At 54.1% G+C, this 15,793-nt stretch carries 18 protein-coding genes; 5 read left to right on the top strand and 13 right to left on the bottom strand.

Annotation, left to right across the window (positions count from 1 at the left end; translation table 11 throughout):
* Positions 1-52: 52 nt before the first annotated feature.
* A complete protein-coding gene (locus QWF21_RS11300; RefSeq protein WP_330088156.1) occupies positions 53-946 on the bottom strand; it encodes a LysR family transcriptional regulator in 894 nt (297 codons plus the stop codon).
* 97 nt (positions 947-1,043) lie between these two features.
* Between QWF21_RS11300 and QWF21_RS11295 the strand changes: the two genes are divergently transcribed.
* On the top strand, positions 1,044-1,361 hold the full coding sequence (locus QWF21_RS11295; RefSeq protein WP_330088155.1) for a DMT family transporter: 318 nt from the start codon (positions 1,044-1,046) through the stop codon (positions 1,359-1,361).
* A gap of 120 nt (positions 1,362-1,481) precedes the next feature.
* On the opposite strand, the gene QWF21_RS11290 is transcribed toward QWF21_RS11295, so the two are convergent.
* Complete coding sequence (locus tag QWF21_RS11290; protein ID WP_330088154.1) at positions 1,482-1,760, bottom strand: hypothetical protein; 279 nt, start codon at positions 1,758-1,760, stop codon at positions 1,482-1,484.
* Positions 1,761-1,929: 169 nt separating this feature from the next.
* The gene (locus QWF21_RS11285; RefSeq protein ID WP_330088153.1) at positions 1,930-2,514 is read right to left on the bottom strand and encodes a dienelactone hydrolase family protein; all 585 of its coding nucleotides are present in this window, start codon (positions 2,512-2,514) and stop codon (positions 1,930-1,932) included.
* A gap of 191 nt (positions 2,515-2,705) precedes the next feature.
* On the opposite strand from QWF21_RS11285, the gene QWF21_RS11280 reads away from it, so the two are divergent.
* Genes QWF21_RS11280 through QWF21_RS11270 form a run of 3 tightly spaced genes read left to right on the top strand, consistent with a single transcriptional unit; the run spans position 2,706 to position 5,593 of the window.
* Complete coding sequence (locus QWF21_RS11280) at positions 2,706-3,659, top strand: dienelactone hydrolase family protein (protein ID WP_330088152.1); 954 nt, start codon at positions 2,706-2,708, stop codon at positions 3,657-3,659.
* Positions 3,625-4,317, top strand: coding sequence for a response regulator transcription factor (locus tag QWF21_RS11275; RefSeq protein WP_330088151.1), 693 nt, complete (start codon positions 3,625-3,627; stop codon positions 4,315-4,317). Before QWF21_RS11280 ends, QWF21_RS11275 begins: the two co-directional genes overlap by 35 nt.
* On the top strand, positions 4,310-5,593 hold the full coding sequence (locus QWF21_RS11270) for a sensor histidine kinase (RefSeq protein WP_330088150.1): 1,284 nt from the start codon (positions 4,310-4,312) through the stop codon (positions 5,591-5,593). The genes QWF21_RS11275 and QWF21_RS11270 overlap by 8 nt, the downstream gene beginning before the upstream one ends.
* On the opposite strand, the gene QWF21_RS11265 is transcribed toward QWF21_RS11270, so the two are convergent.
* From QWF21_RS11265 to QWF21_RS11245, 5 genes are all read right to left on the bottom strand, one after another.
* Positions 5,549-6,298, bottom strand: a complete 750-nt coding sequence (locus QWF21_RS11265; protein ID WP_330088149.1) for a DUF3307 domain-containing protein — start codon at positions 6,296-6,298, stop codon at positions 5,549-5,551. The two genes, QWF21_RS11270 and QWF21_RS11265, sit on opposite strands and share 45 nt — an antisense overlap.
* On the bottom strand, positions 6,295-6,957 hold the full coding sequence (locus QWF21_RS11260) for a hypothetical protein (RefSeq protein WP_330088148.1): 663 nt from the start codon (positions 6,955-6,957) through the stop codon (positions 6,295-6,297). Before QWF21_RS11260 ends, QWF21_RS11265 begins: the two co-directional genes overlap by 4 nt.
* 118 nt (positions 6,958-7,075) lie before the next feature.
* Positions 7,076-7,429 carry an AzlD domain-containing protein gene (locus QWF21_RS11255; RefSeq protein ID WP_330088147.1) on the bottom strand — a complete coding sequence of 118 codons (354 nt, stop codon included), beginning with the start codon at positions 7,427-7,429 and terminating at the stop codon, positions 7,076-7,078.
* Positions 7,422-8,153, bottom strand: a complete 732-nt coding sequence (locus QWF21_RS11250) for an AzlC family ABC transporter permease (protein WP_330088146.1) — start codon at positions 8,151-8,153, stop codon at positions 7,422-7,424. The genes QWF21_RS11255 and QWF21_RS11250 overlap by 8 nt, the downstream gene beginning before the upstream one ends.
* Positions 8,150-8,680 (bottom strand): helix-turn-helix domain-containing protein, encoded by a 531-nt coding sequence (locus QWF21_RS11245; RefSeq protein WP_330088145.1) that lies wholly within the window; start codon positions 8,678-8,680, stop codon positions 8,150-8,152. Before QWF21_RS11245 ends, QWF21_RS11250 begins: the two co-directional genes overlap by 4 nt.
* Positions 8,681-8,893: 213 nt before the next feature.
* Here QWF21_RS11245 and QWF21_RS11235 point away from each other — a divergent pair, with 213 nt between their 5' ends.
* Positions 8,894-9,076 carry a LysR substrate-binding domain-containing protein gene (locus QWF21_RS11235; RefSeq protein ID WP_330088144.1) on the top strand — a complete coding sequence of 61 codons (183 nt, stop codon included), beginning with the start codon at positions 8,894-8,896 and terminating at the stop codon, positions 9,074-9,076.
* Positions 9,077-9,146: 70 nt separating this feature from the next.
* Here QWF21_RS11235 and QWF21_RS11230 read toward each other — a convergent pair whose 3' ends face one another.
* The 5 genes from QWF21_RS11230 to QWF21_RS11210 all read right to left on the bottom strand — a co-directional run bounded on the left by QWF21_RS11230 (position 9,147) and on the right by QWF21_RS11210 (position 15,718).
* Positions 9,147-10,487, bottom strand: coding sequence for a DEAD/DEAH box helicase (locus tag QWF21_RS11230; RefSeq protein WP_330088143.1), 1,341 nt, complete (start codon positions 10,485-10,487; stop codon positions 9,147-9,149).
* 39 nt (positions 10,488-10,526) lie between these two features.
* Positions 10,527-10,856, bottom strand: coding sequence for a DUF6172 family protein (locus QWF21_RS11225; RefSeq protein ID WP_330088142.1), 330 nt, complete (start codon positions 10,854-10,856; stop codon positions 10,527-10,529).
* 197 nt (positions 10,857-11,053) lie between these two features.
* The gene (locus QWF21_RS11220; protein WP_330088141.1) at positions 11,054-14,098 is read right to left on the bottom strand and encodes an efflux RND transporter permease subunit; all 3,045 of its coding nucleotides are present in this window, start codon (positions 14,096-14,098) and stop codon (positions 11,054-11,056) included.
* A 13-nt stretch (positions 14,099-14,111) separates the two neighbouring features.
* A complete protein-coding gene (locus QWF21_RS11215) occupies positions 14,112-15,176 on the bottom strand; it encodes an efflux RND transporter periplasmic adaptor subunit (RefSeq protein ID WP_330088140.1) in 1,065 nt (354 codons plus the stop codon).
* Positions 15,173-15,718, bottom strand: coding sequence for a TetR/AcrR family transcriptional regulator (locus tag QWF21_RS11210; protein WP_330088139.1), 546 nt, complete (start codon positions 15,716-15,718; stop codon positions 15,173-15,175). The genes QWF21_RS11215 and QWF21_RS11210 overlap by 4 nt, the downstream gene beginning before the upstream one ends.
* Between the last annotated feature and the right edge of the window lie 75 nt (positions 15,719-15,793).

Genomic DNA, 15,793 nt, shown 5'->3' with positions numbered 1-15,793 from the left:
TTTTGGGGCCATCTTCGTACAGCTCGGTTTAGCGAAGCTGCTCGCAGCGTATTTAATCCCTGGCCTGGCTGGCATACAGCCTTTGCATTGCATCCAGCAGCCATGAAAACACCGGGCCATGCGGCTCACCTTTGCTAAAAATAAGATCCACCGGTACCGACCAGGTGGCATGATCAATCGCCAGCTTCATCCGGTGCAGCTGCCCATTATTCAGTAAGTGCTGCACCATAAAACGCGGTAAGTAGGCCCAGCCCAACTGACGCTCAACCAAAGAAAGCGCCTCGCTGTAACCGGAGCACCACCAGACTTTGGAAGCAATGCTGAGCAGTAAGGACGATTCGCGCTTGTCTTTGCCCCGCACCGCAATTTGCCGGTAAGGCAGCAAGGTGGAAATGCTGATACGCTCCAGCGCCGCCAATGGGTAGTCGACATGACAAACAGCAATCATCTCCAACTGGCCAACAAAACAAAAATCGGTGGTTTTGGCCGCTTCCACTTCCGAGAACATCACCCCAAGCTGAACCTCTCCACTGCGCACCGCCGCAGCCATATCGGTCGAAGGCAGGGTTAGCAGTTCCAGCTCGAGCGTAGGAAAACGCTCCTCCAGTTGTTTAAGCAGTGTAAACACCTGCGGCAACAACAAACCATCATCCAACGCTATGGTAAAGCGGGTTTCCTGCTCTTTATCAATGGCCTGGGCGGTTTTTTCCAGCTCATCAGCCTGCTGTAGCAAGGCCCGTGCCTGGCGCAACAAACGCTCTCCGGCGGGGGTTAAACGTGGATTGCGTGATGAGCGATCAAACAGCTCCAGGTTTAAATCAAGCTCCAGCGTGTTAATACCATGACTGACGGCCGACTGCACTTTGCCGGTTTTTCGGGCGCAGGCCGAAAACGAGCCTTCCTCTGCCGCAATCACAAACATTCTGATCTGTTCAAGACTTAACATATGAAATTATTCGATGGTATCTAACTTTGATAAATCTAATTAGTAGATATTATAGCCACTCTGTCAAGGGCAATAGCGCAAACAAGATGAGGACATCATGAGTTGGATTTTTTTACTGTTGGCTGGTTTTACCGAAATTGGCTGGCCTGTAGGGTTAAAAATAGCGCAAAGTGGCCAGCATAAATTAACCGGCATCGCGATTGCAGTCGGCTTTATGGTGGTAAGCGGCACCCTGCTGTTTCTGGCACAGCGTACCATACCGCTTGGTACCGCCTACGCCGTCTGGACCGGCATGGGAGCAGCCGGCACCTTTTTGGTCGGGGTGTATTTCTTTGGTGATCCCACCTCGCTACTGCGTTACCTTGGGGTCATGATGATCATCAGCGGCGTGGTGGTATTGAAGCTGGCCAGTTGAGCCAAGCGATCACAACATAGAATGCCGGCTGGCGGGTCGGAACGTGAAACAAGCTGCCGAGCCACACAGGTGGGCCCGGCAGCTTGTAACCCTTCTGCAGGGCTGTTTGAGCTGCAACAACTAACGGATCAATCTGGCCAGGCACTGGCCAAAAGCTTCGGTCTCTGCCGTGCGGTCTTGCTCAGTGCCATCAGAGATGGACATTTCACCCGACAGTTGTGGCGAACCGCTGGTTGTATCCACAATGCCCATGACTTCAAAGGTGTAGACCTGGCCTTGCGGCAACAAGCTGGCACACTGTTCAATGGTATTCATGGCTGGCTTTGAGGCGCTAGCAAGGCTGATAACAGCAACGGCAACTCCGGCAACAACAATAGCTAAAGCAATCAAAGTACGCATACATTCTCCTGTTCAATAAGGCCTAATGACCAATAGCGAGTCGACTGCTTCAGGAAACTGAACACTCCACCACACACTACCCAGGATCTTTCTTTCCATCACCTTCGCTGCAAGCAAATTAGCCAGCTGCTGCAAAAAAATCAATAGTTTTTATTCGATGGTTATAACGTCAAGCCAGCCTGTCCATGCCATTTAGCAACGCCTTAAGTAGTTCAAGGTATTGCTGATAAGCAGGCTCGCTGTAAGTTTTGGATGCCGGGTTCATAAAGCCATGTTGCCATGCTGTGCTGCTGGCTTGAACGCCCGGCAGCTGTGACAAAGCAGCACAGGCTGCACGAACATCCAAATGCGGCTCACTGCCACCAAAAATAACGTGTACCGGTGCGCCGGTGCTAAACGTAAGGTAAGGCTGAATCTGCCCCGGATAAAACAGTACAGCTTGTTGTACCTTGCTAGCACCCGGCTTAGCCAACGCACGCCAGAGCGCACTAGCACCGGCACTAAAGCCAATGGCAAGTGCCAACGGATCCGTGTATTCGGCCAACGTCTGCCGTACCAGGCTGGCATAATGCTGATGGCCACAACATTCGGTGTAGGCCTGATACGCTTGCTGCTCATCGCTGAACGACTGCGGCTGCCCCTGATAAGGGTCCAGCACACGGATGCTGCATTCGGACACCGCCAGATCCTGCAACAGCTGCCGCAGCCCCTGGCACTGTCCAAAAATATCGCTGACAATCAATAGTTTTTGCATCGTATTCAATCGGTAGCTGTAAGGATCACTTTTCGCAAAAGTCTTCCATGTTGCTATGGTAAAAGCAAGCCAAAGCATGTTTCTGGACCTGGACAAAAATAGGCACTCATAATTCACAACCGCTTCACAGCTCCCCCCTTATGCTGCCCCTTTCAAACCAACAGCTGACTATTTAGCACAGGAACCCATGCATGAACCTCATCAAAATCAGAACAACACTACTCACCATTGTTGGAGTAGCCGCGGCCCTGGCTGCCGCCTGGTACAGTGTCTTTGGCTTAAAACCTTATACCGTCACGCCCACACAACTTGCTGAGCGCTACAGCTATTCGATGGTTCAGCCAATGTCCATGCAGTTAGAGACCACAGACAATATTCATTTCAGCTTTAGCTATCGCAGCTTTGACGGGGCTGTGGTCAATGGCCAGCTGTGCTATCCGATGCCGCTGCATGACAGCCAGGAACCGCTGCCCGTGCTGATTGGTATCCATGCGATGGGGCGCTCACAGCTACGCTGGTGGCAAGCCAGTGTCAATGATCGTCCTACACTTGAGCATACCGACAAACTAGCCGCTATGGCACTGGCCAACGGTTATGCGGTTGTCACCATCGATGCCCGCAACCATGGTGAGCGGAAAGATCCGGCACTGGGGATAGCCGCGCTCTACCGCAACCTGCACTGGTGGGGGCAACGTGAACCCTACGAAGCCATGCTGATTGATACGGTGCGTGATCACAGAGTACTGCTGGACTGGCTGACAGAGCAGCCGCAATTCAATCCAACGCAAATCCATAGCGCTGGTTATAGCATGGGCGCTCAGCTTAGCTTGCTACTGGCCGCCACGGATAACCGCATCAACCGGGTTTTGGCGCTCGTACCACCGCATATCAACAACACCACAGCCCTAGTGGCGCCGAAAAATATGCTGGCAGGGCTGGCCGGTAATCCTGTCTGGCTGCTCAGTGCTAACCAGGATGAATACGCCAGCAAAAAGCAGAACAGCCACTTGTTTGCCGCCTTACCAAGCCCCGATAAAAAACACATTACCTTTGACGGCGGCCACCTGTTACCGGCAAGCTATATGCAGATTCTTGACGATTGGTTTAGCCATGATGACAGCGCCACTCAGCGTGTTACTGATTGAAGACAACAGCAGCATCAGCGCCAATATTGCCGATTATTTTAGCCAGCATGGCGCTGTGCTGGATTATGCCATACAAGGTCAGCAAGGGCTGCAGCTGGCCTTGCAGCATTACTACGATGTGGTGGTGCTGGATTTGATGCTACCCGTTATGGACGGGCTGACGCTGTGCAAAGCACTACGCTCTCAGGCCAATCGCCATATACCGGTATTGATGCTGACGGCCCGTGATACCCTGGATGACAAGCTGCACGGCTTTGCCTGTGGTGCTGATGACTACCTGAGCAAACCCTTTGCCCTGCCGGAGCTATGGGCTCGCTGTCAGGCACTGGCCCGCAGGCCGCTGCCACCGGCATACCAGGTGCGTGTGGGTGAGCTACTGCTCGATAAGCAAAGTCGTCAGATCAGCCGGCAGGGGCAGTTACTGCAGCTTAAACCCATTGCCTGGCAAATCCTGTGTTTACTGATGGAGTCGCATCCCCGGCCAATGAGCCGAACTGAGCTTTGCCGCCGGATCTGGGGGGATGAGCCTACCGAGTCGGACGCTTTGCGATCGCACTTGTATCAATTGCGCAAGGTATTGGATCAGCCGTTTCCAAAGCCGATGCTAAAAACTCTGCATGGCGTTGGTTTTTCCCTGGAGCTCAGCAGCGATGATTAAAAAGCACTCGATACAGCGGCGCATGCTGGCTGCTTTGGCGCTGACGACCCTGCTAATAGCCCTGCTGTTTAGCCTCACCACCTTCTTATTTGCTTACCACATCGAAGATCGTTTCTTTGCCGCCCAACTGGCTGATGAAGCCAGAGATGCAGAGCAACAACTGGCAGCCGGTGGACACCCCGACCCCCAGCTTGCTTACATTCGCTACTACAAGGACGCGACCGCTTTGCCAGACGAGCTGCAAAGCATGCTACAAAGCCAGCCGAACCGCACCGAGTTTAGCGGTCAGGAACAGCGGCACTATCATTTACAGCGCCTGTCTCAGGGCTTCTTGCTGGCGGAAGTGAGCCAGCATTTGATGGTACGGGAGCTTCGCCCCTTGATGCTGAAATTCCTGCTGGTACTGCTGCTGATCACCCTGCTGCTTGGCTCTGGTATGGCCTGGCTGATGGGCCGCCAGTTGCTTAGCCCACTGCAACAACTCACCACCTTGCTTGACAATGCCTCCCATTCATCGCTACCTGCAGGATTTTCCGCCCGCTTTAAGCCCAATGAAATGGGCCAACTGGCAACAGCGCTGGAGCAAAGTTGGGCCCGTACCAGTGCTTTTATCGAGCGGGAGCAATTGTTTACCCGTGATCTGTCGCATGAACTGCGAACGCCGGTCACCATCAGCCAGGGGGCACTTAGCTTGCTGGCAGCGACGCCCTTGAAGAAAGAACAACAGGAACTGGTCGGCCGACTGGAGGCCGCCCAACAACAAATAGCGCAGTCAATGGAAACCTTGTTGGAGCTGGCCCGCGAGCAACAGCCAGAGCCGGGTCGCAGCCTGTTGCTGCCAATGGTTGAGCAGAGCATCCTGCAGCAACACAGTCGGCTTGCCGGCAAAGATATTGAACTGCAACTGGCCATTCCTGACACTAGCGAGGTGGCCATGGCCGAGGCGCCCCTGTTGATTTTGCTGAATAATCTACTGGCCAATGCCTTTAGTTACACCGATAGTGGCAGTATCCACATTAGCTACCAGAACCAGCAGCTTCTTGTAAAGGACAGCGGCCACGGCATTCCGGCAGCATTGCAATCGCAGTTATTTAGCCCCGGCACCAAAGGCGCAACAAGTCAGGGCCTGGGTATGGGCTTATCCATTGTCAGCCGCTTGTGCCAGAAATGGCAGCTGCAGTGCAACATCGAAAGCGCTGCTACCGGCACCTGTGTACGAATTACTTTTCCATTATCCCAGCAACTGCACCACCCCAATGCCCAGCAGCAAAGTTAGCCCCAGACTAAGCAAAGAGCCAAGCAAAATGTACTCGGTTAAGGCCCGATCATTGGCATTGCGTAAATCGCTAAAGCGCAGCACCGATTTGGCGGCGATCACAAAACCCACACCGCCGTATTGCCCGACTAAAATCAGGGTCAGCACCAGTACCCGCTCCATCATGCCGATCCAGTGACCGGCAGCCGGTAAGCCCGAGCCAGCACCGGTCGCAGGTGTCGCGATTTGATTCAAGATAAAACCAATCACCACCGATGCCGGCTTTAATACCAGCAAATACGCCAGCACCAGTAGCAACACCTTAGGGCTAAGCATGCCAGCTAACAAAGCCAGCAACTGTGTGATACTGGTATCTGTTAACACCAACCAGATCAGGCCTATCACCAGCAAGTGCAGCAGCTGATCCAACAAAAAGTACCGAAACCCCTGCAGATAGGATTTGGCTAAATCAATCAGGCAATGACTAACCGCAATCAGCAGCGCCGAGCCAAGCAGCAGCCAGCCGCTTAGTGCCGACCAACTGAGCCAATGCCACAGCATAATCACTGCCAGAGTTAACCCAAAATGCAACAAGCTGTGGTAATAGAGTGCAGCAGCACGCCAATGCTGGCTGGCCCTGGCCTGCACCCAGGCGGTGGGCTGAAAGAAGAAATCGGCCAGCACATGGGCCAGCAGCAAACTCAGCAATAAGCTCAGATCCGTCATGATGCGATACTCCGGCAAATATGCTGCTCGCAATAAGCCAGAAATGCCTGCAGCAATTGATAATCAAAATGGCTGTTATTCAGCAGCTTGGTGACATTGGCTCTGGAGGTACCGAGCTTTTGGGCCAAGGCCTCATGCGCCAGCCCTGGATTAATCAGATGCAACAACACGGCTTCCGCCTGGCGGGCAGTCAGCTTGGTCAACATGGCGTCGGCCAGTTGAACCGGTACGGCTAAAATGTTCTCCAGCTCACTCCACTGACAACGAAGTTGCAAACGCTGGGCACCACTCAGGCTATCCAAGCCGGTGCCCGATAAGGTAAATGCCGGGCCGGTGGCACTTTTAATGTCCTGCCGTAAGTTAGTCACTTCACCGATACCAATGCTTAGTTTGCAATCCTGCCCCAGGCTCAACAGCGTTAAGCGAATGCACACCGCCAATCGCACCCCATACTGAGGTTTCGCCAGCAGCAACTGAAAGGCATCACCGCGATAAAAACTGTAATTGAGCGCCCAGGCTTCGGCTTTCGAAGCAAACAGCTGTTCCAGCTGATACAGCACGCTATCGTATTGCTCGGCCTTGATGGCGCGGGATTGAACTAAATCGCCGGTTAAAACGGCATAGTTAGTAGCATAGTTTCTGGCATCGTGTGCGGACATAACTGAGCTGCATAATTAGATACAGCCTAAATTGTAATCGAAAAAAGTTACAAGTAAAGCATGTAACCGAATTTAGTTACCAATAAAAATGTAACCAGATATGGATACCAAAAACACCTTAACCACCAGTGCTGATACGAACCAGCAGAATCACCAGCCCATAGCTACTCACTCCTGCCAGTACCGGCCAGCCCAGAGATTTGGTCCATAACCAAACCATGAAGGCAGATAAAGCACCCAGCAAGGTGGCAAGCCAGGTGGACCAGTCCGCAGTAGCAGGTACCAGCGAGACACCAAGCATGGCGGCAATCATCAAGGGTCCAAGCACACTCAGCCAGCCAGGGATCGACGCCAGGCCTCCCTGGCTCTTTTGTTTCAGCAGATGGCGCTGCATCCAGAGCAGCGGCAGGAAACGCATACCTAGGGTGCCTGCGCTTACCAACAGCAAGGCAAGCCAAAAACCATTATCCATTACGATACCCTCCAGCCCGTATAGTCAGCTTTGCCAGGTAAAAGCACAGAGCCCCGGATGCCGCTGCCAGCGGGATCGACGCATTGGTAAAGCCATACAAGGTAAGCAACATGGCAACAGCGATGGTAGCGCCCAGCGCAATGCTCCAGGTACGTGAGGTAAAACGCGGTGCCAGTAATACCAGAAAGAGGGCTGGCAGAGCAAAGGGCATGATCTCGCCCAGCAAAGGCCAGTGCCGGCTAAGTTCTTCACCGGCGATAGCTCCAGCCGCCGTGCCAGCCACCCAGCTAAACCAGGCCAGCAACATGGCACCGCTGTACCAGCCTAATCGCTGTTCAGCTGGCAATTGTGGCAGACGGCTTAGCGCCAGGGCAAAGATTTGATCGGTCAGACCGTGGCTTAAAAACGGCCACCAGCGACTTTTGGGCAACCAAGGGGCGATGCTGGGTCCATACACCACATGACGCGCATTGATCAACAAAGTCATCACCACCACCAAGCCCCAGGGAGCCCCGGCTGCCACCATAGCCACAAACAGAAATTGCGAAGCGCCCGCATAAATCAGGGTCGAGATCAGGATGCTTTGCCAGACACTAAAGCCCGCTTGCACCGCAACCATACCAAAGGAAATAGCGACAGGAATATAGCCCCCCAGTAAAGGAGTGGCTTCACGCGCGCCACTCCACCAAGGCGAAGAAGAGCCGGACAGGCCCGATGTACTCATGACGCCCTCTCAGTGGCCGCATAAATCACCGTTAGCTGTGCAGTCGCCCAGGCATCGGCCGTGCGATAACTATGAGGTTGGTCGGCTGCAAAGCGGTGGCTTTGCCCGGCACTAAGTTGCTTGGTCTGGCCCAGACTCCCTACTTCCAATTGCCCACTGACCACAGTAATCAACTCAGATGTTCCAGCAGAGTGCGCCTCCGCCTGCCGCACCGTATGAGGTGACAGTGACATCCAGTAAGCATCCACCTTTGGGTTATCTTTGCCCTGATCAATCAGCCGCACCTGGACCCCGGCATCCCCCAAAGAAACGCTGATTGGCGCTACCAGATTGCCAAATGGCACATTCAGCCGCACAGCAAGCCGCCACAATGTATCCAGTGTAGGATTGCCCTGCCCTTGCTCTAAGCGCGATAAATTTGACTTGGCGATACCCGCTTCGGCCGCCAGTTGAGAAAGCGATAAACCACTGGCAAACCGCAACTGTTGTAAATGCCGCCCCAGGGTTGTCAGCGAATCCAGATCCACACACCACTCCAGCTGTTCCTTATAATGAACGTTCTATATAAGGAACAGCCTTTTGTCAAGATTTCGCTGCCAAAGCAAGCTGCAATTACCACTGCATTTCACCAGTACTGACCTTCGCACTGATCACAAGGCCATCATCAATCGGCAATTCAGGATAAGCCTGCTGCAAAGCTTCGATCAGTTGAGTGGAATTTGGCTGATGGTGGCATGACCATGCAACCAAGCTATTTGGTCAAAGATTTTATTGCATCAGGCCGGCTTAGGGTGATTCTCCCTGAATGGTCGTTACCAGAGCTGGACATTCATGCCCTCTACCCATCCCGGCGCTATATGCCGGTCGCTTTACGGGCATTGCTGGATTTTTTGGTACAAAGGTTTGAACAGCAGCCTTGGTGAGAGCTACCGCTGAGGTAAATCGCCCCGCCATCACCCAGAGGCATAAGCTCTGGATGATGGCGGCTAAAGCTTACTTACTTCGGCCTGCTTTGGTTTTTGGCTTGGCGTTCGCTTTTGGCCTGGCGTTAGCTTGTGATGGAGCCGAGGCTTTCGGCTTAGCCTTGGCTTTCGAGCCAGCCTTGCCTGAGCGCTCCAGGTCGATGGTGGTTTCAGATGCTTTGTTGGCACGCCCGGTCAGCACTTTACGCGAAATGCTTTTTAACAGCGAATCGCGGGTGCTGACTTCAAAACCTGGTTTGCTAATGCGCTTAATGGTACTGCCCATTAATTTTTGGATGCGCTCTAAGCTTTGCTCTTCCTCACGGCTGACAAAGGAAATGGCATGGCCCTTAGCCCCTGCCCGCCCGGTACGGCCAATGCGATGCACGTAATCTTCCGGCAAATACGGCAGATGAAAGTTGACCACATAATCCAACCCCTGAATATCCAGGCCCCTGGCGGCTACTTCAGTGGCAATCAGCACCTGCAACTTGGCCGATTTAAAATCGGCCAGTGCCCGACGCCGTGCCCCCTGGCTTTTATCGCCATGACACACCGCCGCCTCGATACGGCGCTGCTGCAGGCCAGCTAATAAGCGGTCTGCCTGGTCTTTGGTACTGGTAAACACCAACACCTGAAACCAGTTTTGCTCGGCCAGCAGCTGTTCGAATAACTCGATTTTGCGACTTTCTTCCACCGGATACACTACGTGGTGGACTGTATCCGCTGCACTGTTGGTTTTGGTAACCCGGATTTGCTGGTGATTCTTCAGAATTTTATGCGACAACTCATTGACCGCAGGCGAGGTAGTGGCAGAAAACAACAAGGTTTGTCGGTTACGGGCTGTCATCTGCAGCAATTTCAGCACATCGGTGCTAAAGCCCATATCCAGCATGCGGTCGGCTTCATCCAACACCACGAATTCCACATCGCCTAACATCACATTGCCAAGCGCCATATGCTCCAGCAAACGGCCGGGGGTACTGATGACTATATCGACGCCAGCCGCCAGTTTACTGGCCTGGCCGCCCATTTTGACGCCACCATACAATGCCGTCACGCTTAGCGGCACAAACTGCGCGTAAGCTGTAATGGCCGTGCCAATTTGCTCGGCCAGCTCACGGGTTGGCGTTACAATCAAAGCCCTTGGACGACGCGACTGGCTAGCTTTCGGGTTGTCCAGCATGCGCTGCAGCACCGGGATAGCAAAAGCCGCCGTTTTACCGGTGCCGGTTTGCGCTGTGACCTGCAAATCCTTGCCCCGCCGGGCCGGTACGATGGCCTGAGCCTGCACCGGCGTCATCTCGTTGTAACCGCACTCGATCAAAGCGCGCTGTAAGTCTGCCGCTAAATCTAAAGATGAAAATTGCATAAGAGTTCCTCTGTAGAATAGCTACAGTTTACAAAAAAATTAATCACTGGCACCGTCAAAATCGCTATCTGTATCGTCACGACTATCGCGTGGCTGATGCGGGCAGGCTCTGGCCAGAATTTCAACATAAAAACCTGGCAAGTCTTGCGCCACAGCCGCATCGATCTGTTTATTGATGTCCGGGGTGAAAATTTTGACGGCCACTTCTTCAGTGGCACCAAAACGGCAATCAAAGGTCCAGTAGTCCATACCCGCTGGCAGCGCTTTACGTCGCTCCCGCTTCAGGTACTTTCTAATTTCATGCTTAATGGCGTCTACCCAACGTGCTGGTTTTAGCCTGGGATGCGTTAACGCGAATGTCTTTTTCATACCTATCCTACCCATATGCACTGCATCAGAAAATCTGGCTGCGCTTAGAAAACGCGCATTCTACATGGAAGCGTAGAAGATAACTGCCACTATCTGCAATTTTTGACAAATCTAATGCAAATTAGCAGCCACACAGGGGCTCAATGTTAAAGACAGGCACCATCCCCGGGGATTAGCCGGGGTATGGTGCGGCCAGGTTAACTGCTTTTTTTACTTTGAATAGAAAACACCACAGCATAGAGCACAGGCACAGCCACCAGCGTCAGCACCGTGGCAAAAGCCAGGCCCCCCATAATGGTCACCGCCATGCTGTTAAAAAATGCATCCCACAGCAGCGGCAGCATGCCCAAAATGGTGGTCAGTGCCGCCAGGATCACCGGGCGGATCCGGCTGATGCTGGCCTGGACAATGGCCTCAATTTTGTCTGGCAGTTGCTGCAGTTGCAGATCGATTTCATCCACCAGCACAATGGCATTTTTCATCAGCATGCCCGACAAACTTAAAAAACCCAGCAAGGACGTAAAACCAAAAGGCAGGCCGGACAACAGCAGTGCTGCCGTCACCCCGCAAATCGCCATCGGCACAATCAGCCAAATCACCAGCGGCTGCTTGAACGAGCCAAACAACAAAATGCTAATCACCAGCATCACCAAAAAGCTGAGTGGCAACTGATTGGCCAGCGATTGCTGGGCTTCAGCCGAGTCTTCGTATTCTCCGCCTAAGGTTAAACGGTAGCCTGTTGGCAGTGCCAGTTGCTCGAGCTGATCTTTAATCTGCCGCAGCGCCTGGTCGGCCGTGATCCCAAGCACCGGCTCGGCTTCCACCGTCAGGGTGCGAACCCGGTCGCGGCGGTGAATACGGGCTTCTTCGCTGCGGGTGTACAGACCATCAATCACCTGAGTAATAGGAATGTAACTATTGTCGACCGAACTCCAGATCATCCGATCCTGCAGGTTATCGACACTCAGCCGCTCATGCGCCGGCGGCCTCACCACAATCGGAATTTGCCGATCGGCTTCACGGTACACCCCGCTTTGCACCCCGGTGGTGGCGAGTTCCAGCGTTTGCGCCACATCGGTGCGGTTCACCCCGGCCACCCTGGCCCGCTCTTCGTTGAAATCCGGCACAATCACCAGCTCACGCTGCCGCCAGTTTTGCCGGATATCGGTGATGACGCCACTGGCCCGCATGATGCCTTCCACCTGTTGGCCATAGCGACGCAGCTCGGCTTCATCGGCACCGGATAACCGCACCTGCAACTTGGCACCGGCCCCCGGACCAAACATCAGTTGCTGCAAATAGATGGTACCTTGCGGTAACTCAGGCGGCATTTGCTCGCGCAGCCGCTGCATCAAGGGTGGAATTTCATCACGATGCCCGGTGCGAACAATCAGTTGCCCATAGGCAGGATTGGGCAGCTCAGGCGCATAGGTCAACATAAAACGACTGGCACCACCACCGACAAAACTGCTGACGGACTCCACCTCAGGTTGCTGCAGTAAAAAGTCTTCCAGTTGGGCAATGTCCCGCGACGTAGCCTGGATATCCGAGCCTTGTGGCAGGTAATAATTGACGTAGAAAATCGGCGTGTTCGAGGCAGGGAAAAACACCTGCGGCACCTTGCCAAAACCAAGCACACTAATCAGGGTCAGCAATACCAGTCCACCCAGTGTCAGCCAGCGATGACGCAGCGCCCGCTGCAGCAAAACAGCGTAGTGGCGATAAAAGCGCCCGGCATAAGGATCGGCCGAAGCCCCGCTGGCCGGCTTAAACAGGTAATGGCCAAACAGCGGCGTCACGGTGACGGCCAACACCCAGCTCAGCAGCAGGGAAATACCAATCACAGCAAACAGCGAGAACAGAAACTCGCCGGTAGCATCTGGCGACAAGCCAATGCCGGCAAAGGCCATAATGCCAATGACGGTAGCACCCAGCAACGGGATTTGCGTGCGGCCTGCCGCTTCCCGGGCGGCCTGGCGCGAGCTCAGGCCACGCTGCATATTGATCAGCATGGTTTCAGCCACCACGATGGCATTATCAACCAGCATACCCATGGCAATGATCAACGCCCCCAGCGAAATCCGCTCCATCTCAATGTGCCAGAGCCGCATAAAAAATACCGTACCAAGCACCGTCAGCAGCAAAGTAGCTCCCACCACCAGCCCAACCCGCCAGCCCATGGCCAGGCACAGCACGCCAATCACTATCAACACCGACAGCGCCAGATTGACGATAAAATCGTTGATGGCTTTTTCTACCACCAGATGCTGCTGGTAAATCGGCTGCAGCGTTACCCCAAGCGGAATTTGTGCCTGCAACTGCTCAAGATGCTGATCAACGGCTTTACCCACATCGACAATATTGGCATCGCTTAAGCCTGCCACCGCCAGGGTAAAAGCCGGTTTGCCGTTAAAACGAATGAGTTCGCTCGGTGTTTCCACCGCATCGCGTCGCACTTCGGCTACATCGTAAATACTCAGTTGTTCGGTCGAGCCGGGGTTGCCTATGCGCACGTTTTCAATGGCTGCTACAGAGTCGAGCCCCGGCTTGCTGACCAGCCGCACCCGCTTATCGCCCACCAGCACCGAGCCAGCGGAGGCCACCGCATTTTCTGATTGCAGCGTATCAACAATCACCCCTGGCGGTAGCCCCAGCCCAAGCAGTCGTTCGTGCGGGATTTCAACGTAAATGGCTTCTTCCGGCTCACCGGCGGTTTGTACCTTAGCGACCCCTGGTACCGTCAGCATTTCCCGCCGTAAAAAGCTCGCCAGCTCGCGGATCTCCCGATCGCTGAAACCGTCGGCCGTTACCGCATAAAAAATGCCAAACACATCGCCAAAGTCATCATTGACCATCGGAGTCAGCACACCGCTGGGCAGCTCAGGCTGAATATCAGTGACTTTGCGCCTGAGCTCATCCCAGATTTGCGGCATTTGGCTGCCATCGTATTTGTCCTGAATCTCGACCCTAATTTCCGACATGCCCGGCATGGATTTCGAGCTGATGCGCTTTAACTGCGACAACTGCTGAATGGCCGACTCCATTTTCTCCGTCACTTCACGCTCGACTTCCTCGGCGGTCGCGCCCGGATAAGGCGTCATCACAATGGCTTCTTTTAAGGTAAAGGCCGGATCTTCCAACCGGCCAATGGTGTTAAGGGCCCATAGACCACCCAAAAAACACAGCAACACCAGCAACCAGGTGCTGATTTGCTTATCAATGGCGTAACTGGCAATGTTCATCCGTTATCCTCGCTCAGTAAGCCTGAAAGGGGCGTACCCGCTGCCCCGGCTGCAAATGCACGAGACCAGCCGATACCAGTTGATCGCCATACTGCACGCCACTTAAAATATCGACCTGCTGGCCGTGGATTTGGCCAAGCTCGACCTGAACCCGCTCTACCGTCTGGCTGTCACTCAGGTAACGCCAGACATAAAACTGCTCCGGCGTGCCGGTATCAATCGCCGACAAAGGTACCGATAAGCTGCTTTGCTGCAAGGTACGCTCGGTTACCACATTCACCGTCATACCCGGCAGCAGATTCACCCCGGCCACCGGTTGCAACGCAAAGGATACCCGGTAGGTTTGGGTGATGGCATCGGCCTCAGTCGCATGCTCGCGGTACTGCAGCGCCACCCCATCCGCCAGACCCGGCAGGCGCACCAACACACGGTAATCAGCACTGTCGTTTACCAGGCGCATCAATTGCTCCGGCACATTGATATGCACCCGAAGTTCGCTGATATTCTGCACCCGAAGCACCGGCGTGCCGGCCGCCACTGTGGTATAACGCTCAATCAAACGGCGGGTGATCAGCGCATCAAAGGGTGCTTCCAGCCGGGTATGTTCCACATTGCGCCGGGCATTATCCAGCGCTACTTTGGCCAGATCGTAACTGGTTTGCAGCTGCTCAAAATCCGACGGCGTTAAAATACCCTGCTCCCGCAGCGGCCTGGCCCTTTCCAGATCGCGCTGCGCCTGCTCCAGTTGCACCCTGGCTTGTTGCAACGCCAACTGGTAATCGGCAGGGTCCAACGCCGCCAACAGCTCACCGGCCGGCACCACCTGGCCTTGCTGTACAGCCAATTCCGTCACCCGGCCACCGACCTGAAATGCCAGATCAACGGTGCTGACCGCATCGACCCGGCCAACAAAACTGCGGCTGCTGTGCTGAGCATCGCCATTCACCGTCACCAGCCTTACCGTCACTGGCATCTGCTGGTCGGCTTCATCCGGCGCTTTCGAGCAAGCCGTCAACCCAAGTGACACCATTAACAGCAAGGTGAAAGGAACCAGTGTTTTTACCAACAAAGTTTTCATGGCATCAGCTCCTTAGCCCGACATAGCAGGTAGTGTTGTAGTTGCTCTTTTTGCTTGCTGGTAAAGGGCGAAATTGACAACATATCCTGAAACCAGAGCGCATCGCAGGCCAGCATCAGTAATACCGCTTCCGGGTTATCGCCACTCTCAGCGTTAATATCCTGCAGCAAAAGCTGACAGGCCTGCTGCACCGGGTTCAGCAAACCAGGTTGCTCAGCAGCTGCTGCTAAAAGGGCCATGGCGGTATTGCCCTGAAGATGCTCGGATAAGAGGGCATGCGCCTTAACCATAGCGGTCAGTGCATTTTCTCCTTGCGCCAGCAGTTGCTGCCGGCCGGCTTCGGTGTTATCCACCAACTGCTGCACCATAGCGCTTATCAGCGCTTCTTTGCTGGGAAAGTGATACAGCAAGCCGCCTTTGCTAAAACCGCTGACTTTGGCGACTTCATCCAGCGTTACCCTGCCAGCGCCCTTTTCGGCTGCCACGCTTAGCGCCGCTTCAATGATCTGCGCTTTGGTTACCTTGGCTCGTTTGTTCATCATTCGCCCTCAAAAAACCGTCTGGTTGGTACAGTAGTGCGAATAATATACCGTCTGGTTGGTATAGTAAATAGATCT

Origin of the sequence: Alkalimonas mucilaginosa (assembly GCF_036327005.1) — a bacterium.
Taxonomy (GTDB): domain Bacteria; phylum Pseudomonadota; class Gammaproteobacteria; order Enterobacterales; family Alteromonadaceae; genus Alkalimonas; species Alkalimonas mucilaginosa.
Note: the sequence above shows the minus strand (reverse complement) of the source record. Positions and strands in the feature narration are given on the sequence as shown.